Annotated in this window: 19 protein-coding genes; 9 read left to right on the forward strand and 10 right to left on the reverse strand. The window is 60.8% G+C overall.

Annotation, left to right across the window (positions count from 1 at the left end; genetic code table 11):
- Positions 1 to 288 precede the first annotated feature (288 nt).
- Both OP10G_RS12665 and OP10G_RS12670 read left to right on the forward strand, forming a co-directional pair.
- Positions 289 to 816 (forward strand): carboxymuconolactone decarboxylase family protein, encoded by a 528-nt coding sequence (locus OP10G_RS12665; RefSeq protein ID WP_025225515.1) that lies wholly within the window; start codon positions 289 to 291, stop codon positions 814 to 816.
- Positions 817 to 1,623 (forward strand): mycofactocin-coupled SDR family oxidoreductase, encoded by an 807-nt coding sequence (locus OP10G_RS12670; RefSeq protein WP_025225514.1) that lies wholly within the window; start codon positions 817 to 819, stop codon positions 1,621 to 1,623.
- Positions 1,624 to 1,785: 162 nt separating this feature from the next.
- Here the strand turns inward: OP10G_RS12670 and OP10G_RS12675 are convergent, their stop codons facing one another.
- Positions 1,786 to 3,936: a hypothetical protein gene (locus tag OP10G_RS12675; RefSeq protein WP_144241134.1), complete on the reverse strand. Its 2,151-nt coding sequence runs from the start codon at positions 3,934 to 3,936 to the stop codon at positions 1,786 to 1,788.
- 657 nt (positions 3,937 to 4,593) lie between these two features.
- Between OP10G_RS12675 and OP10G_RS12680 the strand changes: the two genes are divergently transcribed.
- Positions 4,594 to 4,875, forward strand: a complete 282-nt coding sequence (locus OP10G_RS12680; protein WP_025225512.1) for a hypothetical protein — start codon at positions 4,594 to 4,596, stop codon at positions 4,873 to 4,875.
- 32 nt (positions 4,876 to 4,907) lie between these two features.
- Here OP10G_RS12680 and OP10G_RS12685 read toward each other — a convergent pair whose 3' ends face one another.
- The 6 genes from OP10G_RS12685 to OP10G_RS12710 form a co-directional block, all read right to left on the reverse strand.
- On the reverse strand, positions 4,908 to 7,409 hold the full coding sequence (locus tag OP10G_RS12685) for an alpha-N-acetylglucosaminidase TIM-barrel domain-containing protein (protein WP_025225511.1): 2,502 nt from the start codon (positions 7,407 to 7,409) through the stop codon (positions 4,908 to 4,910).
- 338 nt (positions 7,410 to 7,747) lie between these two features.
- Positions 7,748 to 8,296, reverse strand: coding sequence for a discoidin domain-containing protein (locus tag OP10G_RS26855; protein ID WP_158409220.1), 549 nt, complete (start codon positions 8,294 to 8,296; stop codon positions 7,748 to 7,750).
- A 350-nt stretch (positions 8,297 to 8,646) separates the two neighbouring features.
- A complete protein-coding gene (locus OP10G_RS12695; protein ID WP_144241135.1) occupies positions 8,647 to 10,593 on the reverse strand; it encodes an alpha-galactosidase in 1,947 nt (648 codons plus the stop codon).
- A gap of 127 nt (positions 10,594 to 10,720) precedes the next feature.
- Positions 10,721 to 12,823: a glycine--tRNA ligase subunit beta gene (glyS, locus tag OP10G_RS24600; RefSeq protein WP_025225508.1), complete on the reverse strand. Its 2,103-nt coding sequence runs from the start codon at positions 12,821 to 12,823 to the stop codon at positions 10,721 to 10,723.
- 86 nt (positions 12,824 to 12,909) lie between these two features.
- On the reverse strand, positions 12,910 to 13,509 hold the full coding sequence (locus OP10G_RS12705) for a mobile mystery protein B (protein WP_025225507.1): 600 nt from the start codon (positions 13,507 to 13,509) through the stop codon (positions 12,910 to 12,912).
- Positions 13,506 to 13,961, reverse strand: coding sequence for a mobile mystery protein A (locus OP10G_RS12710; RefSeq protein ID WP_158409221.1), 456 nt, complete (start codon positions 13,959 to 13,961; stop codon positions 13,506 to 13,508). The genes OP10G_RS12705 and OP10G_RS12710 overlap by 4 nt, the downstream gene beginning before the upstream one ends.
- A 105-nt stretch (positions 13,962 to 14,066) precedes the next feature.
- On the opposite strand from OP10G_RS12710, the gene OP10G_RS12715 reads away from it, so the two are divergent.
- From OP10G_RS12715 to OP10G_RS12725, 3 genes are all read left to right on the forward strand, one after another.
- Positions 14,067 to 15,296 carry a competence/damage-inducible protein A gene (locus OP10G_RS12715; RefSeq protein WP_025225505.1) on the forward strand — a complete coding sequence of 410 codons (1,230 nt, stop codon included), beginning with the start codon at positions 14,067 to 14,069 and terminating at the stop codon, positions 15,294 to 15,296.
- A gap of 1 nt (position 15,297) precedes the next feature.
- Positions 15,298 to 15,921: a YdcF family protein gene (locus OP10G_RS24605; protein ID WP_025225504.1), complete on the forward strand. Its 624-nt coding sequence runs from the start codon at positions 15,298 to 15,300 to the stop codon at positions 15,919 to 15,921.
- A 253-nt stretch (positions 15,922 to 16,174) separates the two neighbouring features.
- Complete coding sequence (locus OP10G_RS12725; RefSeq protein ID WP_025225503.1) at positions 16,175 to 17,383, forward strand: right-handed parallel beta-helix repeat-containing protein; 1,209 nt, start codon at positions 16,175 to 16,177, stop codon at positions 17,381 to 17,383.
- 127 nt (positions 17,384 to 17,510) lie between these two features.
- On the opposite strand, the gene OP10G_RS12730 is transcribed toward OP10G_RS12725, so the two are convergent.
- The 3 genes from OP10G_RS12730 to OP10G_RS24610 all read right to left on the reverse strand — a co-directional run bounded on the left by OP10G_RS12730 (position 17,511) and on the right by OP10G_RS24610 (position 22,345).
- Positions 17,511 to 19,628: a M1 family metallopeptidase gene (locus tag OP10G_RS12730; RefSeq protein WP_025225502.1), complete on the reverse strand. Its 2,118-nt coding sequence runs from the start codon at positions 19,626 to 19,628 to the stop codon at positions 17,511 to 17,513.
- A 170-nt stretch (positions 19,629 to 19,798) separates the two neighbouring features.
- The gene (locus tag OP10G_RS12735) at positions 19,799 to 21,034 is read right to left on the reverse strand and encodes a hypothetical protein (protein ID WP_025225501.1); all 1,236 of its coding nucleotides are present in this window, start codon (positions 21,032 to 21,034) and stop codon (positions 19,799 to 19,801) included.
- A 9-nt stretch (positions 21,035 to 21,043) separates the two neighbouring features.
- On the reverse strand, positions 21,044 to 22,345 hold the full coding sequence (locus OP10G_RS24610) for a TlpA disulfide reductase family protein (RefSeq protein WP_052547737.1): 1,302 nt from the start codon (positions 22,343 to 22,345) through the stop codon (positions 21,044 to 21,046).
- Positions 22,346 to 22,616: 271 nt separating this feature from the next.
- Between OP10G_RS24610 and OP10G_RS12745 the strand changes: the two genes are divergently transcribed.
- The 3 genes from OP10G_RS12745 (at position 22,617) to OP10G_RS12760 (ending at position 23,948) form a co-directional block, all read left to right on the forward strand.
- The gene (locus OP10G_RS12745) at positions 22,617 to 22,994 is read left to right on the forward strand and encodes a type II toxin-antitoxin system RelE/ParE family toxin (protein ID WP_025225499.1); all 378 of its coding nucleotides are present in this window, start codon (positions 22,617 to 22,619) and stop codon (positions 22,992 to 22,994) included.
- On the forward strand, positions 22,967 to 23,311 hold the full coding sequence (locus tag OP10G_RS12750) for a helix-turn-helix domain-containing protein (protein WP_025225498.1): 345 nt from the start codon (positions 22,967 to 22,969) through the stop codon (positions 23,309 to 23,311). Before OP10G_RS12745 ends, OP10G_RS12750 begins: the two co-directional genes overlap by 28 nt.
- Positions 23,312 to 23,534: 223 nt before the next feature.
- Positions 23,535 to 23,948: a hypothetical protein gene (locus tag OP10G_RS12760; protein WP_144241136.1), complete on the forward strand. Its 414-nt coding sequence runs from the start codon at positions 23,535 to 23,537 to the stop codon at positions 23,946 to 23,948.
- The last annotated feature ends 9 nt before the right edge of the window (positions 23,949 to 23,957 follow it).

Here is a 23,957-nt window from a genome sequence, read left to right on the forward strand (position 1 = left end):
GGGCGGAAACTAGATATCGACAAATCCGGCGCTTTTGAGGGCTTTGCGATGAAACCGCCATAGCTCTGGGCCGACCTCTTGCAGCCTTTATTATTTCACGAGTGGTGACCTGCATAATTTACGGTTAAATCGGCTCCAGGCACCACTATACATCGGTACGAGAACGTGTCGAACCCCCCGGTAGACGCCTAGAGCCAAAACGAGAGGTCCAGCCACCCCTCCCGATAACGCCGCGGAATAGACCTAACGCCGCAACCGAATCGGGCAAGAAACTGTAAGCTAGCGCCGATGGCACGCGTCGAACCCCTCGACCTCGATTCCGCGACCCCGGAGGCCCGGGAGGCATTCGACCGGGGAATCCAACAGTACGGCCGGATGACCAATATGAAGGTCACCCTGCTCCGATCGCTCCCGGCTTACGAAGCGCTGATGACGTGGTATCCGCTCCGGGACCATTTGCTGGGTTTTATCTCCCCTCGCGCCTTCGATCTTTTCGCCCACGCGATCTCCCACGCCACCAAATGCCCGGTCTGCACGAACTACTTCCGCCGCGTCCTGATCGAAGCCGGCGAAAACCCTTCGGCTCCCACGCTGGACGATCGGGAGCAAGCGCTGGTCAACTTCGGCCGCAGCATCGGCTTCGATCCTCGGCACGTGGCCGACGAGGTCTACGAGCCGCTCACGCGCTATTTCACTCAGGACCAGATCGTCGCCCTCGTTGGCTTCGCCGGCATGATGGTGGCGACCAATATCGTCAATAACGCTTTGCGCGTCGAAGTGGACGAATACCTCCAGCCGTACGCCGAGGTCCGGTAAGTGCCCGGAGAGTTCGCGGGCAAGGTCCTCTTCGTCACCGGCGCCGCCCACGGGCAGGGAAGGGCCACCGCCCTCGCCTTTGCCGGGGAAGGGGCCCGTATCGTCGGGTACGACGTGGCCAAACCGCTCGAATACCCCGGCTACGCTATGGGGACGTCCGATGAGCTCGCTTCCCTAAAGGAGGCGGTCGAAGATCTTGGCGGTGAGGCCCTGGTATTTTCCGGCGACGTCCGCGACGACAAGGCGATTACCGCTGCCGTGGACGGCGCCATCGCCCGGTTCGGTCAAATCGACATCCTCTTCAACAACGCTGGAATTTGCGGCTACGGAATGGCGCACGAGTTGACCGAAGAGGCCTGGGACGCGATGATCGACATCAACCTCAAAGGCCCTTGGCTGGTCGCCCGGCGCGTGATCCCGCACCTCATCGAGCGCAAGAGCGGAGTCATCGTCAACAACTCTTCCATCGCCGGTCTACGTGGTATGGGCCGCCTGGGCCACTACGCCGCCTCAAAGTGGGGCCTCACTGGTCTGACTAAGTCCTGGGCGATCGAGCTCGCCCCCCACAATATCCGCGTCGTCTCGATCCACCCCACCGGCGTCAACACCCCCCTCAACGACGGCCTTGCCTGGCTCGAGGGAGCCACCCCCCAAGAAATCGCCGAACGAAGCGCTGGCAACCTCCTCCCGGTCCCCTGGATCGAGCCCGAAGACGTAGCCAACGCCGTCCTCTTCCTCGCCAGCGACCGAGCCCGCTTCATCACCGGCTCCGAGTTCATCCTCGACGCCGGCCTGCTGACACGCTAGTTGAACCTCCGGAGCCCCTCTCCCTCCTTCGGATGTATGTGCCGAACGAGGGAGAGGGGGTTGGGGGTGAGGGAGTCCGGATGGAGCGCCGCTCTCCAGACCGGCATCACCTAACCTATTCAGATAAGCCAGCCCTCCACCTCCGTGGAGGGTGGATAGACCTCAGAGGCGCCGTTCGATGGCCATTGAGATCGAAAACGGCACGTTGTAGGGGGCGGAGAACGCCTGGGAGAAATGGCGCATCAGCTGATAGCCGATAGCTGACCCACCGCTCGAACTTCCGGAGATTCCGCCGATGTTGTTTCCTCCGACCTGTACCGATTCTTGATAACCGACGCCACTCCCTGAACTGCTCCTATCGACAAAGCCAAAGTCAACGGAGATCTCGATTCCCTTCGAGTCATCGTCGCGATTTACCGTGAACCGTACGCCTCGACGTTGAATCGGCTTGAAGCCGATGAATTCGTTGAGCAGCGCGCCGTATCGTCCAGCAGTGAGAGTTTTTCCAGTCAAGGCTCTGACTTTATTGGCCCAAAGTTTGGCTGCCTGAGGATCTCCCGATATATGAACCGTGCGGACGATGTTGGACATGAGGACGACCAGCGGCTCCAATTTCGCCGCTTCGAGAATCGGAAGCGACTTCTGATGCCGAACAAGCGGACTCAGCGCCGGCAGCCCGATCGCAATCACCTTGGCCTCGGCAGCTTTATTGCCGGGCAGGCGTCGGAAAAGCGGCAGGAGCAAGGACGGAGATGCTTCGACGATCGAGGGCCGAGCCGGCAACGGAAGCGGCGGCAAGCCATTCTCTTTGCGCCATCCATTGATATTCTCGACGTAAAGAGCATCTTGCCGATGCTTCGACCCGGACTGGCGGAAGGCGTATTTTTGGGGCCAGTAGCCATGAAGAGTGTACGCTGCAAGTTCGCGTATCGCTGGATTTGCGAAGCTGAAGTCGCCCCATAAACCTGACGTTCCATAAACAACGTCAAAATCGGTCAACTCTCTAACAAGTAAGGCTTCGCAAAGGGTCTCGAATTCGTTTAGTTCTTTCTTGTCGTGCTTCTTATATTCGGGGTCTTCCGAGGTAAGGATCGGATTCAAGCTCTCGATAAACTCCATCCGCAACTCTGGCGAAATCCTTTGAAAGTTGGGGGCGATGGAATTGATGACTTGAGGTGAATAGCTCGTGGCAAGGAATCTTGCTAGTTCGCGTGATTCCGACATCTTGGCGGATTTCTTCCACTCGCCAAGCATTGCTTCGGTCGCGGCATGCGAGTCGAATTTCTGGACCCCTTCTGCTGCGGCTAAACGGACCTCCGATGACCCTCCGTGAAGCAGTTCGTAGCGAAGAAAAGCTCTTGACTCCGGAGTGTCGAGCAAGGCAAGATCGCGGAGCAAGCTCGGCGCCCCATACCGGTCGGATTTGGCGAATCCCGCCTTGATTGCGGCAAATGCCGACTTTGGATATGCTTCGACAAGGCGGTGAGCTTGCTCGTAGGAGTATGAACCGCCGGAGGAAACTGACCGAACCAAGACCGCCTCTTCGCCTTCCGTCTGAAATGAACTCCACCATTTCTTAACTTGGATCTTAAAGTTCAAAAGGGCTGATTCCGAAGCGTTCCAGTTCCCAGGCCCGTCGTCGAAGCGCCGGTTTGCAATCTTGGGAATGATTTGCATCGCCGCGTCCCGGATCCTCAACACCTTCGGCCGTATGTTATGCATCCCTCCTTCCACGGTCCGGGTCAGGGTGCGATCGTCTAGTCCCGCAATCAAAGCCGGCATCGCGTTGAATCCGAGCTTGACCAGCTTTTGGGCCGGGGTCTCTTCCTCTATGAAGGAAGCCGCGAATACGTCGACATACCCCGGTTCCATCTGCTGATGACCGGTTTGGTTGCGGAGCTGCCACACCAACTCCTTGGCCTTGGTAGCGGGAGCGAGCTGGGCAAGTTGAACGTCGGTCAGCGGCTTTCGTACCGCATCTTCGGCGACCATCGGCCTGAGGTCGCGAGCGTAGCCTTCTGCTTCTTGCCGATAGGTCGAATCGGGAAACCGAGCTAGAAACTGCTCTAGGTCGGTCAAAATCTCAGACCGAGGCGCAGAGAGGTCCGCGAACTTTCTCTTGACGCGGTCGATTTGGCTTTCGGCGAAGTGAAACTTGACCTGGTTTTCAAATGAAAGCCCTCTGGCTCCCTCTGGTTCCCACTCCAGATGGTTCTTTGCCTCGGCATAAAACCAATTTGCCAAATCAGTCAATCCGCGCAAGTCGGCCAACCTTGCGAGCACGAACGCGTCTCCACTCCATGCGAATCCCAACCCGTAAATTTGTGGTCCATCGAAACCTTGAGGAGGATGGGACAATAGCTGCTTCTGTCCGAGGAGCCAACTCTTGAAATCCCTTTCGTCAAAGGTTGCTTCTTCCCAACCCTCGGGCCGGTTGCTATCCGGGTAATGGATGCTTGTCCCGCCAAGTCCCCAAACGGAGAAGCTCGTTCCTTGCCGGCTTAGAAGGAAACCAAATTCCGAGCGCTGGTAAGTCCGGTTCTTATTCCCAGGTTCGTAGTACCGAATTTCCCCAAACGGCTTCAAAGCGAGCTCTGGGCGACCAAATGTGTCGTACCACTGGTAAAGAGCCGCCCTCTCCGGGGCCTGCCGCCGCGGGTTTTCTGACGACTGCTGGCAGCCTGCTGCAAAGGTGAGCAAGAGCAACCAGCGCAATAGAGCGAACCCAGTCATTGGAGACAAGACGGATGGAGAACCTAGGCGGTTCAAGATTGTTGCTCGACCAGGCTGGAGCCAAGTAAGCAGGAAGCTAGGAAAATGGCAAATCCGAAAATAAAAATAGCGGTCGCTCGATCCGCTGACTCCTAACAGGGTGGCCCAGATTTTCTTGGATCAAGAGCTCTCGAACTGCTGAACTAGCATCGGCCTGTGTGGTGATGAGAACTGGCTAGCCAACCGATACAAGAGGTAGTGAAACCTATTTCCCGGCTCGCGCTTCCCGCGCTCGCCCTTGCTACCCTGACCGGATGCTCTGCCGGCCAGGAGCCGGGGTCGAGTCCCGCGGGTTCGTTGACCCCCGGCCAGGAAGCCAGCGCAAAGACCCTCGGAATTGCCACCCCGGACAGCGTCAGGAAGGATTCGGGATCCTACGCCACCCAGACCAACTCTGCTCAGGCCGAGGTCGACGCCCAGCAGAAGCGCGTGGAAGCCGAGAACGCGGCGGTAAAAGAGCTATCTGGAAAACTCCATTAACCGAGACACGGCTTCCCCCTAGGGACGGCGGGTTAGTTGTCGAACACTCTTACTTCGTAAAGGTGAACGCCGACGTTCGCCGAGTTGTGCAACATCGTCACCCGGAGAAACCGCGTCGGCGTCGACGGCCACTTGTGCCCGTGACCGCGAATCGTAGCGGATAGCTCGTTCGCCGAAGCGTCGGCCACCGTCCGCCAGTTCTGTCCATCCTCGCTCACCTCGATTCGGTAAAGATAGCTTCGTCCGTCTCCGTAGTACGGGAAGATCCGGGCGCCGGTGGTGGGCCGAACGTGGCCGAGGTCGATTTCCAACCACCGGGGGGCGGGCGAAGCCGCCCAGTAACCCGTGTCGATATGCCCATCTACGGCCAACTCCGGCCGAGCGTTGCCCTCGGTGCCGCCCGAGTCGCGCACCTTGGCCCCCACTGCGATGCCGGGATCAGTATTCAGCCCGAGCAGCTTCGCGAGATCGCCGTCGTCGCCGCCGTACTTGTGGATCATCTCCCGCACCATCGGCCCCACCGGCTCGGGCTTGGATTCGCGCGGCGCATTGGTTTGCCGTGTCCAAGCCTCTTCCCACTTGGCGTAATCGGGCGCCTTGAGCTTGCCAGTCGAACCGCCCTTTTCCAGTGCATCGAAGAAGAGCTGCCAACGCTGCCGAAGGAAATCTTCGTTCAGCCCCGCCCACTCCTTGTTGGCATAGTCGTACAGCACCGGCCCGCCCCAGATCGTAACCTGCATCCGCGCGTTCCACTCCATTCGATCTTTCTCTTCCGGCGTACGACCCCAGCTTCGCGCATCGCGAATCCACGTGGAGAGCCGGTGCTCAGGCCGCACCGCCATCACCCGGTCCATATCGTGAAGGAGGTCGAAAAAGATCGTCTTGTGCTTTTCGTATCCCGCCTTGTCGTCGTCGAACGACGCGACGGCGGCAACGAGATGGACGTCCGCAAGGCCGCCGAGCCAAGTCTTGGCCACGTCGACCAGGTCCCGCTCAAAGAGCGGGTTCTTCGCGTAACGCTCAGCCTCGGAATCGAGCATCACCGTCGCGAACCGAACCGATGGAATGTCGTAAATGCCGGGGCTAACCCCTAGGTTCGGCCGCTGTCGCCACGCCGCGCGGGCCCAGCTTGCATCCTTGTTGTAAACCGAATCGAGCAGGTAGCTCCAAGCCGCTCGCGTGCTGTTGGTCTCGCCCCCATAACGCGAGCGCGCATACCCCCCGATCCACCGCTTTACGTTGATCCGATCCCGCCGCCACATCAGGTCGGTCATCAGCTCGTACACCACCGGGTTCTGATCGATCCCCTCCATGGTGAGCCCCATCCCCAGCATCCGCCCGTGAGTTGGGTCGTTCAGGTCGTCGGTCGCATGATCGGCGTAATACTGCAGCGCGCCGAAGAGCCCGGTGCTCTGGCCGTAATTGTGAAGCGTGTTATAGATCCACCCGTTCTCGCGGACAGCCGGCTGGTGTTTCCAAACCGGGTACTCGCTCGTCGCGAGGTCCAGCACGACCATCCGCCCCTTCGGCACCTGGCTCACGAGCGCGTTCACGCGGGGCACCGTCCAGTAGTCGCGCGCGTTGTAGAACAGCCAACCCTGCATGATCCAGGTCCCTTGCGGATCGGCCTGCCGGATCGACTCGTAAACCGAGCGCCCGCAGGCGGCCAGGTCCTCTTTCTCGGTCTCGGGCGAGAATTGCGGGTTCTGCTCGTTGAACGTATCGCAAAGGTAGAAGTGGTCGGTGCCGAACTCTTTCCGATACTCGGTGATGTATCGCTTACCGATCTCCACGAACTTCGGATTGCGAACGTCTACGAACGTGGTCGGCGCGAACCCCGCCCAAGCCGTCGGGCTCGAGAGCTTGACCCCCGGCTGATACTTGTCGAAATCGACCGGCACGAACCCCGAGAATCCCGAAACGACCGGCGTCATCCCAAGCTCTCGCTCCTGCTTGAGAATTTTCTTCTGAAGCGCCACCTGCCCGTCGATCCAGCTCTGCGGCATCGGCCCGCCGTGCTCGTTCAGGTTCCCCATCCAGTGCCACGGCAAGAACGCCGGCCCGGAGAAGAATCGCGAGATCGATGAGTCGGGGAGACCATAAGAGCGGAACACCCGCTGCCAAATCTTTTCCTGGCCGTTCAGCGCCAGCGGCATGTTGATGCCGTGGAGCGCCATCCAGTCGACCTCGTGCTGCCACCGCTTCCAGTCCCACCAAACCGCCGAATAGCCGAAGGTGCAGATGTTGAAGTAGTGTCGGTACTGGTTGGGACAGACGACGGTTCGGCGAGCATAGTCGGGCAACCGCCCCGGCATCGCCACATTCGACCCCGACCAGTTCACCTGCACATGGCATGCGTCTCGCAAGTACTCATACGCCCCCCGGCAGATCGCGACCGCGCTCGTCCCCGCCACCGCCACCCGACCATTCTTGGCTTCGACGGTAAACGCATCGAGCCCATCCGCCCGCTTAGGAAGAAGTGTGAGATCGAAACCTTCCGCCGACCGTCCAATGGTTCGCCGCAACACCCCCATGGCCGAATCCGTGGCACGGGCGGCTCGCCCGTGGTTCTCAGGGGCGGCCCGCCCCTGTTCCGCTACAGCAGGTACCTCCGTTGCTCTACCAATATTGGAAGGAAGGGACAGTCCTTCTTCCGTTCGCCACCTCGGAGAGGTGACAGAAATTAGCCCGGGGTTTCCTACCCCGGGTAGAGCGTCGCCGAACCCCCGACCCCGGAGGGGGTCGCAGATCTTCCCCGTCGACCGGTGAATTGGGCTGGCGGTCGCAACGCTCGCAGGCTCGCTGCTAAAAGCGGTGGCAGGCCACCGCAGTCTATATGGGTTGGCGTTGATGGCTAGGATAGCGAGCAGAATCATTTTCGAGACCTCAAAATATCAATCTCCGCCGCCGAGGCCCACGGGCCTTTGTTGACTTCGGAAAGGGCGACGAAGCGGAAGTAGCGGGCGCTCTGGGAGTGGTCGAACCGAAGCCGAGTCGGCTTGGTAGTGTTAGGGAACTCACCTTTCAAAACCGGGTCGCCCCACTTCTTGCCATCTTCACTCAGGTAGAAGGCAAACCCTTTAACTCTTCCGTTGACGCCCCCGTCCTGCCGTGGCACATACCGGAACCCCTCGACCCACGTCGACTGCCCCATATCTACCACGATCTCGTGCGGATACTTCGGGGTGGTCGGGTCGTACTGGGTGTGCCAGTAAGTCTCCAAACGCCCGTCGATAGCATTGGCCGCCGGTCCTTCGTCGATCTGTTGGCTGTCGGCGGATACGAGGCGCCAGTTCTTCTTCTCGATCCGCCGGTCGATGATCACGTCGCCTACCGCTTCTGCGAAGTCCGAGGCGCTAGAAACCTCAATTACCGGGGCTCCGGCCTCTCGAGCCGCTTGGCGAATCAACGGGGCGACCACCGTCTCTATGCGCGGGTCGCTTGCCGAGGAGGGCTGGACGCAAACATAGACCGCGCTATAGAAGTCAAGGCTCGACTGAATGGCTTGGCGAATACCGGGAACAAACCGATCAAGAGGGTAAAAAGCTGGCCGGAAGGGATAGGTTGAATACATAAATGAAAGAATTCCGATCCCGTGCCGTTGCTTGTCAGGGTGAGCTTCGATGATCGCCCCTGATCGACCCCGACTGCGATCGACGACGTTGTAATCTGGGCCTAAATAAGTCGCCAAAGACCGGGCCATCTCGGCAGAGGCGGCATCAACTACGATCCTAGGTTTGGACTGAATTGCAGCAAAGGCGAGTAGGGTAATCATCGAATCCCTCCTTCCAACAAGCGGACTTCAAACGGCTTCAAGACAACCACCTTCGAAGCCCCAACGGCGATGGATATTCCTGACGACTCTCCGTATGGGTCCTTCGCCACCCATCTCCCCTTCACGCTCGGCGGAAGCTCGAACACCCGTGAAGGTTCGATCGAGAACGCCTGCGCCTTATCGCTCGGATTGCGCAACGTCAAAATCGCCTTGCGCGGCGACCAGCTCGCCCATCCGTACACCTCGAGATTATTCGGGTCGCCCCCGACCCAGTGGCTGTCGACCAGCACGTCGCGGTTCGCCCACGACCATTTCGCCGACTGTGCGACGTTGTCCCAGTTCTGCTTCGAAAGCAGATCCGGCGTAATGTACATCTCCTGAAGCTGGGTTCCGCTCCCAAAGTACGTCCGAATCTCGTTGCGGAACCGTCCGTCCGGGTCGTTGGTGAGATTCTGCGCCGACCGCGCGAACAGCAGCCCGTGCACCATCAGCGAATTGATCGGATAGAGAGGACCGCGCTGCACGATCCCGTGGTACGTATCTCCGTCGCGGTAGGTGATCCACTGCTCCCGGTAAGGACCGACGCCCGCGAACGAGTGGTCCGAACCGCCCCGCCAGATCGAATCCGCATATCGGGTCCAAAACGGCGACGGCCAGGTGCCGGTTGTGAGGTTAATGAATAAACCCGGCTTCGCCTCTCGCAGGTCGTGGATCAGGCTGATCGCCGCCTCGAAGTCACTGGCGAACGCCGAGCCCGGGTACTGCTTGTCCGGACTCCCCGTGCCATCGAACTTGAACTGGTTGATCCCATAGCGCCGCACCAAGTCGAGACACACCTCGTGGAACCGCGCGTAGTACTTCGGCCCGGAGAGCGCATACCCTTGCGAATCGATCTCCATCCCGACCTTTCGTCCGGTTGCCAGCCGCTGGTTTCGCGGCCCGCCGTAGCCGCCCCATGGAGAGAGCCAGATCCCCGGCGCCGCGCCGTACTGCGCCGCCGCCTGCCGAAGCGGCTCGAACCCCTGCGGAAACCCCGAATGGAACTTCCAAACCGTCGAAGTGTCGTCCCACCCGTCGTCGAACAAGAACGACTGAAGCTTCACGCCGCGCCTCTTCACCAACTCCTGTCCGAAGGTATTGATCCGGTTCACGCACTCCTCGGCCGTGAATTTGGTGAAAAATCCAAGGTCGTACCAAGAGTTGTAGTGGAGAAAAGGCTCGTACTTCCGTGGCCGCTCCCGTTCCAGGTAGCTCTGCACCGCTCGCCTCATCTGACCCACCGGAGCGACGCCGATGACCGACGAGTAGGTGATCGACTGCCCTGCCCGAATCGGAATCTTCCGCTCCATACTCAGATGCCAGCCCGCACCCCCTTCGTTGGCGCTCATTGGGTGCTCGAGCCCCGCGAAGTAGTTGCCGGCAACAATCGGCGAGCCGGGGACGGTCCCGACTGTCGTGGCAGTACCCGCTCCCGCTCCCAGAGTCACCTGCCGGATGTCCACATCGTGGTCCACCGCGGAGAACGTCGCCTCTTGGCGCAAATAGTGGCCACCATTCCGAAGCGATAGCCGCCACTTTATCTGCAGATGGCCGCCATCCGGCGTGAGGTCTGCTTCGAGCGCCTCGAACCCATTTCCATGGATCCGCCGCAACGGCCTCGTTAGCTGAATCTGCGACGCCTTGTACCGTGTTCCGTCTTTCAGAATCAGCGAGAACGGCTCATCTACTGCGAGCGCTTGATCGTTCGTCCACTTGTTGCGAACATTGAGCAGCCGCAACCCCCTCGCCACCGACACCCGGGCCATTATCGCCCCGTTTTCCAAAACCTGTGCGTCCTTCCCAACAATGAACCGAGCTACTCCCGCTTTCGAAGGCTGCCACCCACTCTGCCCCGCCGCGACGGCCCCCAACGCCACCAGGCCCCAACACCCAATTCCCCTCATAACCCATTTTCGCTGATTCTGCGAATGATTCACCTACAACGTGGCACGGGCGGCTCGCCCCAGAGAATGGAACTGTGTATCTCGGGCGGCCCGCCCGAGTAAAAGCCGTGCCAAAGCGAGCGAGACCCTACGAACCGTCCGAAGCGCCCGCGATCACGATCTTCGAGAAATCCCCCGCCGTCAGCAACTGCAGCGACGCCCCGTGCAGAAGCGTCAGCCGCGCGTACCGTACGTCCGGCTGGTCCGCCATCACCATCGTGGTGTCGAAGAATCGCGTGATCGGCTGGCCAAGACGCCGCAGCAGACGGATCACCTCGTCTTCGTTCCGGTCGCCCGCCGCCTTTCGAAGTGCATCTTCCTGCTCGGCGAGAACTTCCAGAAGCTCCAGCCCCTCCGCCGACTCCAGCGCCGAATGCTCTACCCGGTGCAATGGAGCTTCCGCCCCGTACTCGATCCCTTTCTTCCGCGCGTTCAGCACGATGTTCATCGGCCGCGTGGCCGTCTGAACGAATGCCACGTCTTCGGCAAGTCGAGTCAGGACCTGAGTGCGGAAGCGGATCTCCTGCGGCGCCGTCGAAGCCACACTCCCCGGATCCAGCAGCGCCGCCTCCAAAACGTCGTATCGAACCTCCGGCATAAGAGACGAGTAGCGAGAGGCAAACAGGTCGTACAGCGCTCCTCGTGCTGCCGCCTCGTTCAATTCCACCCCCTGCTCGGCAAACCCCGCCAGCGCTTCCGAAAACAGCCCGTCATAGTTCGGCAACGCCGTCGGCCAAGCCCAGGCGGTTTCGATCAAAACCGTGGCCGCTCGCCGAAGCGCGTACGGGTCCGACGACCCGCTCGGCGCGAGTCCGAGGCCCAAATAGCCGGCCAGCTTGTCGAGCTGGTCCGCCATCGCCAGATACGCCGCAACCCTCTGATCGGACGTCGTCGGCCCATAGTTCCGGGACGGATCGTATTGCGATTCGATCGCCCACGCAACCGATTCCGGCATCCCTTCCCGTCGCGCGTACTCGGCGCCGATGACCCCCTGAAGGGAAGTCAACTCACCGACGAGACCGCTGGCCAAATCCGCTTTGGCGTAAACCGCGGCCTGCCGGGCGCTCGCCGCCTCGCTCTCTGCCGCGCCGGTTGCCCGAGCGACCGCCTCCGCGAGTCGAACCAACCGTTCCGCCCGCTTTCGAACCGTTCCCAACTTCTCCTGAAAGACGATCGTCTCGGTGCGCGCCAAAAAGACGTCCATCGACGCCTTGGCGTCTTCGTCGTAAAAGAACTTGGCATCGTTGAAGCGCGCGTTCAACACCCACTCGCACCCGCCTCGCACCGTGTCGTCTTCCCCGGAATTGCGAATGAAGACGAATCGAGTGGTGAGCTTCCCGTCCGCATCGCGAACCGGAAACATCTTCTCGTGCTTCGCCATTGCCGTCACCAGCACTGGCACCGGCAGGATCGAGTATTCGTCCCTGAAAGTCCCCTGGATCGCCGTCGGCCATTCGGTAAGAAATGTGTTCTCATCCACCAGCGCGTTCGGAAGGTCGGGCGTCCCGTGTGCCACCGCCTTGGCTCCGGTCAAGATTGTTTCGCGCCGACGTTCCGGGTCTGGCTCCACCTGTCGAGACCGTAATCCGTCGACCAGCTCGCCAAAAGTTGTCGCGCGAAACGGCTCCGGTGAGTAGAAGCGGTGTCCGCGGCTTTCGAGCCCGCTTGGAACCCCTTCGATATCGAACGGCACCGCCTCGCCTCCGAAAGACGTCAAGATCCAGCGAATCGGCCGCGCAAACCGCATCCGGTTAGCACCCCAGCGCATCGACTTGTCGAACGCCAAACCGCGAATGGCCTTGGGAACCACCTCGCTCAAGATCTCGGCCGTCGGCCGCCCCGGGATCGTCTTCGTGACCCAGACGTACTGATCGTCTCTTCGCAGGTCGCCGACCTCGATCCCCTGGGACCGGCAGAACCCCTGAAGAGCCGGCGTCGGATTCCCGTCCGCGTCGAACGCCGCCTTAAGTGCCGGCCCCCGTTGCTCCTTAACCGAGTCCGGTTGCTGCGCCAACAGATCGGGAAACGAGACGATCAGCCGCCGCGGAGTCCCCAGCGCCGTTCCGCCGCCGTTCAGCACCCCCGCCTCTCCAAGAAGCGCGGTCAATCCGTTCAGCAAATCGGTGTACGCCTTGCGAACAAACGTCGCCGGCAACTCTTCGCACCCAACCTCGAGCAACAACTCAGGCATAGGCTAAACAGGATACCGTGGCACGGGCGGCTCGCCCGTGTGTATTTCGGGCGGCCCGCCCGAGTTAGAATCTCTCGATCAATCCTTTAGCCCGGCGCTGGGTCTATACCCATGAACGAAATCAACGCCGACAAATCGTGCCGGTCCGCCTGCCGTAACGAATCCAGATAGCGACTCCGAACCTCCCCCGGCTCAACCCCTTCGGCCGCTCCCCACAGCGAACGCGGCCACCGTTCGCGCTCGCACAAAAGGTCCGTCGCCAACCGGGCGTGCCGACCGTTGCCGTTGGGAAACGGGTGGATGACCACGAGACGGTGGTGGAACCGCGCCGCGATCTCCCCACGGGGATAGGATCCAAACTCTAGCCAGCACTTCACATCCTCGGTCAGATTCAGCAGCTCGGTCGAGATCCGGAACGCTTCGACGCCGATCGACTTCTGCGTGGTCCGGTACTGCCCCGCCCATCGCCAAGTCCTTCCGAACATCCTCTTGTGCAACAGCCGGAGAGTATCCGGGCGAAGCAGATCGGCTTTGATTTTGCGGCTCCGCTCCGCCCAGTCGATCGCCTCCGCGATGTTGAGGAACTCGAATTCATTAAGTTCGGCTTGAGTGGAGAGCGATGGGATTAACGCGCCGGCCTCGTCCAAATCTAGAGGCGTCGCGCCATCCGGATTCTCGAACGTCAATCCCAAAGCCGCGAATCCCCCCGGGAGAGGATCTCCCGGGTAGTCCGTTCCACAATCTCGTCGAGTCGGGAGCCATACACTCCCTGGGACTCCATCACCATGGAATGTCCCACTCGCTTCACTCGCTCTTCCGCCTTTTCGCGCGCTCTTTCCTCTGTCATTTGGGTCAGCGGAATCCGAGGCACAAACACGATCGCCACATCGCAGCCGAGCGCGTCGGCCGCCGCCCGCAGCCGCTTGACCGTGATCGAACCCTCGACCTCCGCCTGTTCGATCTGAAGCGCCGTCGACCGCGAAGTCAGCCCCATCCGAGTAGAGAACGTCTGGAGGCTCATCCCCAGCGCCTCCCGGATCGCCCGGACCCAGCCACCCGCGGGCGTAGGAGCGGCAACAAGCGGCCCAAACGGCATGAGTTGCCGATCCAACTGTTGCCTCCTAAACTCCCTGCTCATCCCTTCCATTCGATCATAATACCACATCCAACTCATAAAGTTCATAAATAATCGAACAACGAACAGAACGGAAACCCAGGAGGATTTTGCGGCACTATAGGCGACATGACCGCCGAAATCGTTTCCGTCGGAACCGAGCTCCTTCTTGGGCAAATCGTGGACACTCACGCGCCGGTAATGGCGCGGATTCTCGCCGAGTGCGGGATCGGGTGCACCCGCCGAACGACCATCGGCGACAACTGGGATCGGCTCGTATCCGCGCTCAAAGAAGCGCTTGAGCGCGCCGATGTGCTGATCACCATCGGCGGTCTCGGCCCCACCGTCGACGACCTCACCCGAGACGCCATTGCCGCCGCCCTCGGCGACGAGCTGGAGAAGGTGCCCGAGATGGAGGCCAAGCTCCGCGAATTCTTCTCGTCGCGAAATATCCGCTGGACCGAGTCGATCGCCCGCCAAGCCGAGAAGCCGACCTCCGCCCGCCTGATCGACAACCCGAACGGCACCGCCCCCGGTCTCCTCTGTGAGAAAAACGGAAAAATCGTGATCGGCCTTCCCGGACCCAAAGGGGAGTTCGACCCGATGGCGTACGGCCCAGTGAAGGACTACCTGGAGACGATCCAGGGCGCCGGCGTCATCCACTCTCGCACCCTGCGGATCATCGGCATGGGCGAGAGCCACGTCGAAGAGCGCGTACGCGCCCTGATGGACGCCGAAAACCCCACGGTGGCGCCTTACGCGCACACTGGGGAGGTCCACCTGCGGATCACGGCTCGCGCGGCAACGCGGGAGGATGCCGATCGAATGCTCGACCCTCTGGAAGACGAGATCCGCCGCGCCCTCGGACACCACCTCTACGGCACTGATGAAACGACCTTGGAAGCTGCCGTGATCGCGATGCTGAAGGAGCGCGGCGAAACGATCGCCGTCGCCGAGAGCATGACCGGCGGCGAACTTGCCGCCCGTCTCACCGCCGTGCCCGGCGCTTCCGCCGCGGTGGTTGGTGGCGCGGTCGCCTACAGCGTCGCCGCCAAACAAGCCGCGCTTGGAGTCGATTCGGCGCTCCTCGCTTCGGCTGGGCCGGTGAGCGGGGAAGTCGCCGAGGCGATGGCGCTAGGCGCCCAACGTGCATTCGGATCCACCTACGCCTTGGCGATCACCGGGAACGCCGGCCCTACCGCCGACGCGGGAGATCGCCCGATCGGCCTGACCTTCATCGCCCTCGCCACCCCAAACGGCGTCACCGTCCAGGAGCAGCGATATCGAGGTCTCCGGGAAGATATTCGCCGCCGAGCCACTCAGCAGGCACTCGCCACCCTCCGGCAAGCGTTGCTCTAACATGGCTTTCTCCAGCTTCGAGGCGTACGAAGCCAGTCTCTCGATTCCCCGGGAGGGAGAAGTGCCCGAACTGTCGCCCCATGAAATCGAGCAGATAACCCGTCTCGTCTTCATCGGGTCAGACCCCCGCCCCTCGGAGGTCCTGTTCGTCTTCGGCACGGTGCAAGGCGATTGGGAGACGATGGCCCGCATGCTCCGGGACGGCGACTGCGAAAGAGCGATCCTAACCGGATATATCGGACCCAGCGTCTACGACCGCGGCCTTCCGATCGCCGACGAAATGCGCGAAAAGCTCCTCGCCCACGGCGCTCCGGAGGACCGCATCGCCGTCATGAACCGGTCGAACAACACGCTGGAAGACGTCGAAATGAGCCTGCCTCTACTCCAAGGCGTCTCCAACATCCTTCTTGCCGCCAAGGCCCACCACAGCGGCCGCTGCCTCCTAACCCTCCGCCGCTTCTTCCCCGAAATTCCGATCCATTGCCTTACCGTCGACGCCTACTACGGCGACATCCTTGTCACCCGAAATAACTGGACGACCACCCCCCTCGGCCGCGCCCGCGTCTGGGGCGAATACCAACGCATCCTCGCCTATTCCGCCAAAGGCGACATCGCCTCGCCGTAATTCCGCCCACAAAACATGATCGAAGGCGCCGACAGCACCCTATCGATATGAAAAGCCGCCGGAGCGCGGACGTCCCGTCCGCCACCTGGACCCCGGGCGTCCCGCCCGGCTCACCCAATGCTACGAACCAAGCTATTCGCGACCGGAGTCCTCAGCGAAGGACAACCGAATGGGCACACTAAATGAAGCCTGGTAAAGAGAACCCCAACCGCGAAGAGCCCTGAGTGGTCGCCAAGAAAACCCGTTCGCGCCGATGATCGAAAACGCCGGACACCCCACAATGCCCCTGTCCGTCAGTAAAGCGATGGTCGCCCTACTGGCCCTCTTGCTCGCTCAATCCAACCTCCTCTCGGTCGGCGAACACAAACCGTTCTCGCGAATCGAGGACGCCGTCGCTGCCGCCAAGCCGGGCGATACGATCGAAGTCTGGCCGCGCCCTGAGGGCTACTCGCGAACCGCGGTAAGGATCACCACGTCGCACCTAACGATCCACGGCCTGGGCAAGAAGCGGGTGGCGATCGACGGCGAAGGATTCGAATACAGCGGCGTCGGTGCCACCCCGCGGGCAATCTTTCAGATCGACCCGGAAGCGGAGGGGGTAACGATCACCGGTTTCGAGCTCCGGGGCGCTCACAATCAATCCCACAACGGCGCCGGCATCCGGATCAACGCCGCGCGAAACGCAACAGTCGAGAATTGCGACATCCACCACAACGACATGGGGATCATGTCGAACGGCAAGGACGGCGACTCGCGGGCTGCCGAACACCAAGAAATCACCCTCTGCCGAATTCACGAAAACGGCTCCGCCGCAGAGCCCGGTCAGAACCATAACCTCTACCTTGGCGGCGCATCCGTCACTCTGTTTGCCAGCGAAATCTACGGCGCGCTTACCGGCCACAACGTGAAGAGCCGCGCCCACTTCACCCTGATCCGTTCCTGCCACATCTACGGCGGCGACAACCGCGCCATCGATCTCGTCGATTCTTGGTACACCGAAGGCCCGAATTCCAACGCGGCCCTCATCGGCAACGTCATCGGGATGAACCCCGACGCCGCCGGCAACCGGAACGTCGTCCACTTCGGTCAGGAGCACGGCAAGCGAAACGGCTCGCTTTTCCTGCTGAACAACACGATCGCCACCCCATTCGCCTCCCCGATCGTGCTCATGGACACTCCGCAGGGCCAAGTTTTCGCCTTCAATAACGACATCAAGAACGACGCCCAAAAGAACCCGGTGCTATTCGAAGTTGTGGGCGGGGCGAGGCTCACCGCTTTCTCCGGCGGCGCTAACCGAATCACCCCAAACTACCGGCCCTACCCTGCGCTCCTGGGCAAAACCCCCGACCCCAGAGTCCGGTACATCGACGGAGAAGGCGTCTCGCGCGACGGACGTAGCATGCTGAAATACCGCGACGGCCTGTGGGTCGCCGCCGAGCAACCAATGTTCGGCGCCCAGTAGCGTCGGCGTCCCGCCGATGAACTCGAACCGTGGCACGGGCGGCCCGCCCGAGTGCGAACCCTCTCTGTCTAACCCGTGTCACATCGCGCCGATGATTCGAAAAAAATCATCGGCACGAGCGCCGACGTTACCCGTCCAGCGCGTTCTGAGCCGCCCGCTTGATACGGTCGAAGCGAGAGGGAATCAGGAGCGCTTTCTTAAACACGTCCGCGTTCCCTATGGCGTCCCACTTCGCCAGAACCTGGATTGCGTTCGTCACGACCTGGATCGGCGCTTGCGGGTTCACCAACTCGCGAAGCCGCCGCGTCGTGTCCTGATCCTGCGGCAGCCGCCCGAGCGCCAACACCGCCTCCGCCCGTCGACCGAAGTTCGGGTGGCCGAGCAACTCCGTAAACAGCGGTCGAAGATCGGCGCGTTCGAGCCCCGCCAGCGGGGCGATGGTGCGGATCGAAGGGAACGGACCGTTATCCGCCCTGACTGCCGCGACCACCGCTTGAACCGTGGCGTCGCTCGGTGAGTCGCTCAGCATCCGCCGCATTGCGGTGGTCCGGTCGCTTCCGCTCGGCGAGGCCGCCAAGATCGCCGGAAGCTCGGCAGGGGACCAATGCAGGTTCGGAATCTCGCGCAGAAAATCGTGATCCGGGTCTAGGACCACCGCTTGTACGGTCCCCGTCACCGGAAGCTCGAACGTCTCCTCGACCTTGGACAGATGCACCGGATAGCGCGTCATGACCCCACCCGAGATCACGCCAGCTTTCGCCGGGATGTCGTAAACCGGCGTTCCGTCCGCCGTATTCTGGGTCTGCTTTACCGTGAGCAACGTCTTGCCCCCTTCCTGCTTCCAGGTGTAATCGAGCACCGGGTGCCCCGGCTTCTCGATCCACTGCGCCCAGAACGGCTCCACGTTGATCCCGGTCGCCTCGGTCATCGCCCGCCGAAGTTGCGCGCTCTCCACCGGAGTGTGCCTCCAAGTCCGCAGGTACAGGTTCAGCACCGCTAGGAAGTTCTCATCCCCCAAGAATCGGCGAAGCGTATGCAAAATGACCGCCCCTTTCGGATAGGTGTGCGAGTCGAACATCGCGTCCCCGTTCGGATACATCTTCGTTGACAGTGGCCGCTTATAGCGTCGCGCCTCCGCGAAGTAGGAGGCCATGTTGTCGTCCATCTCGGCGACGTAGGCGCCCACGTTCCGCGAGTGCTCCGTGTAGAACGCCTCCATAAACGAGGCAAAGCTCTCGTTCAGCCACGTATCGCCCCAATCCTTGCAGGTGACCAGATCGCCGAACCACTGGTGCGCCATCTCGTGGCTGAGCAGCGAGTCCGCGGTGAAATACCCCGCCCTCGCCTCCGTGATCGACCCCTCGCCCAGCGTGGTGGCGCTCACGTTCTCCATTCCGCCGCCGAAGTCGTACATGAAGTTCTGGGCGTACTTGGGCCATGCGTATTTCACGCCAAGCGAGTCGGAGAAGAACGTCAGCATGTCCTTCGTGTGCCCGAACGTGTCGTCGATATACTTCGCCTCGCCGCGAGGAACGACGTACCAGAGGTCGACCCCCTGCCACTTGTCCCGCTTGATGTCGAGCGGTCCCCCCACCAAGGTTAGTAGGTAGGTTGCATGCGGCTGCGTCATCTTCCAGTGATAGGTGCGCCGGTTCCCTTTGACCGTATTCGAGACGAGCGTTCCGTTTCCGATCACATTCCAGTCGGCTTGGACCGTGCAAGTCTCTTCGCTCGTGGTCAGGTCGTTCGGATAGTCCCAGGTCGGCGCCCAATCGCTATTGAATTCGGTTTCGCCTTGCGTCCAAAAACCGACCCGCGTTGCCGGCTGCCCCTCGCGAGTATTGATCCAGTGGAACCCGCCCATCCCGCCGAACGGCTGAGCTCGGCTGTTCTTCGCGCTGTAGTCGATCGCGATCTGGAACGGCTTCCCCTTCTTGAGTCCGGGAGTCGAGATAAAGAGGTTCCGCCCCTCTCGCCGGTATTTCGCCGGCTGTCCATCCACCGTGAGCCGCGAAATCTGCAGGACCGGTCCCGCCATCAGCCGAACCTCTGAGATCCCATTCCGAAGCGGCGTCAAGAAGTTGACCGCGTGGCCCGTAAAGACCCGGTTCGGATAATCGACATCTAAGTTGATCGCGAGATGCGTCAGGTCGCAAGTCCGGTCGAGCGCATAGTGCATCGACGCAACCGGCGGCGCAAACGGATTCTGCGCCTGTCCCATGAGCAAAGGCAAGAACAACGGCATAACCGTAGGTTACACGATCGTTCCGGAGCCCCTCCTCTTGCCGCCGCGGCTGGAAATGTTGGTCAATCGAGGCCAACCATCGCGAGCGGGAGGAGGAGGGGGTTGGGGGTGGAGGTTCTGGCAAAGCGACGGCCTCTTGCGAGGGCCAAGACATTAGCCGAAGTTTCTGACTAACCGGGGCCGCCGACGAAATCGACTTCGACCATGCTCGAGGGGTCGTACCAAACGGTCTCCTCACCGGTATCGAGCTTCAGGCGCATCGCATTTAATCCGAGGTGGCTTCGGAAGGGCATGTTGGGGGTGAGCGGGGAAGCGATGGCTACGGGCAGACATCTTCCGCGCCGCAGGAGCATAAGGTTGTCGTTGTCGATGAGGAGCGAATCCCCAAGACCATCCACGAGATCTTTGACTTCTCGGTAATAGCGAATTCCATAGTAAATCAGCCCAGCGGACGCGGCAAGAAAGACCGCCGACAGGATGGGGGAAACTCCTGAGTCATCCAACGTAAGCGGAATGGCGATGCCGGGCACGAGGAAAATCAGCGAACAAAGGGCCACCACAACCGCGGTTCCAACCTTTTCCATCCGCAGATTGACGGCCCGAATGCGATCCGGATAAGCGAAGCAACGTCGTACGGGCAGCGGAGTCCCGGCTTCGATCGCCCGAAGGCACGGCACCAAGCTGGAAGTGACCGAGGAAGTTAGTTGAACGACCTGTGCCCCAACTTTCGCCGGATCGTAGGCGAACGCCGAGATGGCGCTGACGATGCCGACGGCTACCAGAGTCATCCCGGCTAAGGCGGCAAACCCCGCTAACTTGCCAAGTAAAGCCATCATTTCGGTGGATGTCTGGTGAAAAGTGATCCCAAGCCAAGCGCCAATGAGCAGCAGGGAACCAAGCCCAAGTCCCGCGACCGCGCGCGCGATATGTCCAGTGCGGGTTCCCCATTGTCCAGGCACCTCCTGTTCAATTGGCCGACCGGGGGCAAAGGCGGCGATCAAGCCAAGGACATCGCGGCTTCGATGGTTCGCAGGCAGAGGAATCGTCGCCAATAGCTGCCCATCGTCGCCGAGCAGGGAGATGATCTGAGCCGCGGTTACCTGCCCCTTGAGCCTAAATCGGCGGATGTCGTCCCACGAGGTGGCTTGAAGAATTTCTCCCCGTCGGGAAACACCGATTTGATCTGCCGAAAAGTGGAGCGATTTCTTCCAACCAGGGAAGAGGTGCTTCCGAAGAACGAAAGCCGTGGGCCAGGCGATGAGCGCCAAAAAGGCGCTTAGGCCCAGCAGCGTGGGATCGCAGAGGTAGATGACCGGCGGGGACAGAACGAAGACGGCAAGGACACAAACGCCTGCGATGCGATCGACCTTTGAATCTATCGGAACGACGACTTCGGCGCTATTCACGGTCCTTATCTACAGAACCGCGCCCGCCTTCGCCAACTCCGACCGAATCTCCTCCTCTGGTCGACCTCCTACGTGGTAAGCCGCCAGATTTCCGTTGGCGTCGATGATCGCCATACACGGGATCGCGGACGCCTTGTAAGATCGGTGAACGCTCCCGTCCTGGTCCAGGAAGTTGGGCATCGTGTAGTTGTTTTGCTTCATGAACGCGGCCACCGTCTCCCTGGTTTCGTCGCTCACCGCCATTACCTGAACGTTCTTACCCACGCTCGCCTTGGCGATCTTTTCGGTATCCGGCAGCGCCTCCCGGCACGGGCCACACCACGTCGCCCAGAAGTCGATCATCACGACTTTTCCGCGAAGGGAAGAGAGGCTGACCTTCTTTCCATCCAACCCGGTCAACTCGAAATTCGGGGCCGGCTTCCCAATGGGAACCGGCGGCGCATCGTTCGGACCGGTGGCGGCGTCCTGTACCGGCATACCCTTGGGCGGCGCCGTGTCGAAGGTCGCCGCCACCAACGTCGCGCCCGATTTGATCTCCGAATAGGTCTCGGTAGTAACGAAGCTCTTCGGGAATTTGCCCTGCTGCTTCATCGCTTCATCCCGGTCTTTGCCGGCCGGCAGTTGGGCGATCTCGGCGTCCATCACCTTGTGCATCTGCTCGAGCAACGGCGCCGAGTCGTATACCAGGCGGTACACCTTGCCAGTCGTTTTGCCGATCAACGCCTGGACGTTGCCGTACTTTTGCTGCCCGTAAAACCTCACGACGCAGGCCGCCTCGCCCCCGGGCGCGGTTTCGTCTGGGCCGAACTGCGGTGCCCCCTTGGCCTCGTCGACAAGCTGCCCATAGTTGCCCGCTCCCCCGAAAAATTGGTAGAGAAGCGAGCCGCAGAACATCGGATGCCGCATCGTCACCGTCATGGCGTCGCCGATCTTGCTCGGCGATGGATACCGCGTCGCATGGTCGGAACCGGCACTTGCATACTCCACCAGGTTCTTGCCGTCGGAGACCGCCGTCTGCTGGAACCCGTTCGGAGCCAGCGCGACGATCTTGAACCGGTTCCCGCCCTGGATAAAAAGCTCGCGATGCTGCTCGCCCGGCGAAGCCTCGCCGTTCGCCTTCGTCGCGAGCGTGGCCTTGGCCTGAAAGCTCGGCATCGCCGCATACTGGTCCATCGACCACTTGAGGAACGCCTCCGGCGTCTTCCCGCCCACGGCCGCACTCGCACCCGAACCGCTCGCACCCGGACCGCGTGAGCACCCCGAAAGTAGGCCGACGCTCACGGCAAAGACAAGAAAAGCGGCAGTGCGCATGCTGTTATTACTCCATTCTCCACGCCAAGGTGTCAGCGCGGCATATCCGGCGTAAATGGTACCGGCTCGTCGCTCCGCTCCTCGTCGTATCGGCTCCCAGCCGATGAACCCAACGGTTCTCGCGGGGTGGAATCAAAAAAGAAGAGGCCGAGAATCTTCGTTGTACGCCTTTGAGAATCTTAACTCGCGGCCGAGCGCCAAACCTTCAATCATCCATTCTTTTTGCCTATCTCTTGACTTCGAACTGGCATCTATACCAAAAATGGTATAGATGAGCAACCCTTTGAAGTCGCTGGTCTGGGTCGCGGCAAGCAAAAAGGATTTCCTCAAGTTCCCGGCGGAAGCAATTAGGGACATGGGTTATGCACTTTATCTTGCTCAAAGCGGGGATAAGCCTCCTAGCGCGAAACCACTCAAAGGGTTTGGTGGGGCAAGCGTTTTGGAACTCGTCGAGAACTACGACGGCGACACTTACCGCGCCATTTATACCGTTCGATTTGAAGACGCGGTTTACGTGCTGCATTGCTTTCAAAAAAAGTCCAAGTCTGGAACCGCGACACCGCAGCAGGATATTGAGCTGGTGAGAAGCAGGTTGCGGACGGCGGAAGAGGAACACATTAGATGGCTACAGAAACAGAAGAAAAGATGATCGACCGCGGTAACAGTGACGTCTTTCATGACCTAGGACTACCCGACGCCGATGAATTGTTGGCGAAGGCTAAACTGGCTCGGGCCATTTCAGAAGCCGTCCGAGCTCGCAAGATCAGCCAGAGTCAGCTTGCTAGGCTGACTGGCATCGACCAACCGAAGATTTCCCTTCTTATGCGAGGACGGATTAGCGGCTTCTCTTCGGATCGCCTGATGAATATCCTCACTAAACTTGACCAAGACGTCGTTATCTTCATCCGGCCAAAACCTGACAATCGCGCCGCCATCGTCAGCGTAGACATGGCACACGGACTCTGAACGCCTGGCTCCGTGTCGACGAAAGGAGAGAGTTGGGTGGGGGAGGCAATCCATGCGAAAACACCCGCCGAGGACTCCGAAGGCGGGATATCCTCCCACACTGAGGGTTTTGCCTTCATGCGTAGCATCGGCTCCCAGCCGATGAACCCATCGTTCCCGGCAGGTGGGGCCATGATAGGGTTAGTGCTAATCAGGTCGGCGAAGATGGAGCGGGTGAGAAACGATGAGTAGCGGAGCACGTTGGATGCTGGGGTTAAGCTGCCTTGCATTTGGCGCCGGGTTCGCCTACGCCTCGGCGATGGACATGATCCCGAAGAACGGGTGGATCGGGTGGGTGTTCGCCGCGATCTGCGGCCTTATCGCGATGAGCTGCATCCCCGGCAAACACGTAGCCGTCACTGGTCGGGTGGTCGGCGGGTTCGTCTTCCTTCTCTGTGCCGTATACGTCGTCAGCGAGATTCGAAACCCCGGCCCTGGAGGAAACCGCGCGACTCCCAGCCTAAAGAACGCCCTCGCTCTCTTCGCCCTTTGGGGAATGCCCGCCGGATACGTTGCCCTGAGAGGCGTGTATCCCACCACGGCGCGCCTCGGAAATGTTTTTGGAAAAGAACCTCCGGACGGAAACGGCGTAAATTAACCTTGCCCC

This window comes from Fimbriimonas ginsengisoli Gsoil 348, from assembly GCF_000724625.1.
In the GTDB taxonomy this organism is placed as follows: domain Bacteria; phylum Armatimonadota; class Fimbriimonadia; order Fimbriimonadales; family Fimbriimonadaceae; genus Fimbriimonas; species Fimbriimonas ginsengisoli.

Excerpts from the sequence above, each read along its gene's own strand:
- OP10G_RS24610 (WP_052547737.1), bottom strand. The coding sequence starts at position 22,345 with ATGCGCACTGCCGCTTTTCTTGTCTTTGCCGTGAGCGTCGGCCTACTT.
- OP10G_RS12685 (WP_025225511.1), bottom strand. The coding sequence starts at position 7,409 with ATGGGGGTGTTGCGGCGAACCATTGGACGGTCGGCGGAAGGTTTCGAT.
- OP10G_RS24605 (WP_025225504.1), top strand. The coding sequence starts at position 15,298 with ATGGCTTTCTCCAGCTTCGAGGCGTACGAAGCCAGTCTCTCGATTCCC.
- OP10G_RS12665 (WP_025225515.1), top strand. The coding sequence starts at position 289 with ATGGCACGCGTCGAACCCCTCGACCTCGATTCCGCGACCCCGGAGGCC.
- OP10G_RS12750 (WP_025225498.1), top strand. The coding sequence starts at position 22,967 with ATGGCTACAGAAACAGAAGAAAAGATGATCGACCGCGGTAACAGTGAC.
- OP10G_RS12725 (WP_025225503.1), top strand. The coding sequence starts at position 16,175 with ATGATCGAAAACGCCGGACACCCCACAATGCCCCTGTCCGTCAGTAAA.
- OP10G_RS12695 (WP_144241135.1), bottom strand. The coding sequence starts at position 10,593 with ATGAGGGGAATTGGGTGTTGGGGCCTGGTGGCGTTGGGGGCCGTCGCG.
- OP10G_RS12715 (WP_025225505.1), top strand. The coding sequence starts at position 14,067 with ATGACCGCCGAAATCGTTTCCGTCGGAACCGAGCTCCTTCTTGGGCAA.
- OP10G_RS12730 (WP_025225502.1), bottom strand. The coding sequence starts at position 19,628 with ATGCCGTTGTTCTTGCCTTTGCTCATGGGACAGGCGCAGAATCCGTTT.
- OP10G_RS12745 (WP_025225499.1), top strand. The coding sequence starts at position 22,617 with ATGAGCAACCCTTTGAAGTCGCTGGTCTGGGTCGCGGCAAGCAAAAAG.
- OP10G_RS12760 (WP_144241136.1), top strand. The coding sequence starts at position 23,535 with ATGAGTAGCGGAGCACGTTGGATGCTGGGGTTAAGCTGCCTTGCATTT.
- glyS (WP_025225508.1), bottom strand. The coding sequence starts at position 12,823 with ATGCCTGAGTTGTTGCTCGAGGTTGGGTGCGAAGAGTTGCCGGCGACG.
- OP10G_RS12710 (WP_158409221.1), bottom strand. The coding sequence starts at position 13,961 with ATGAGCAGGGAGTTTAGGAGGCAACAGTTGGATCGGCAACTCATGCCG.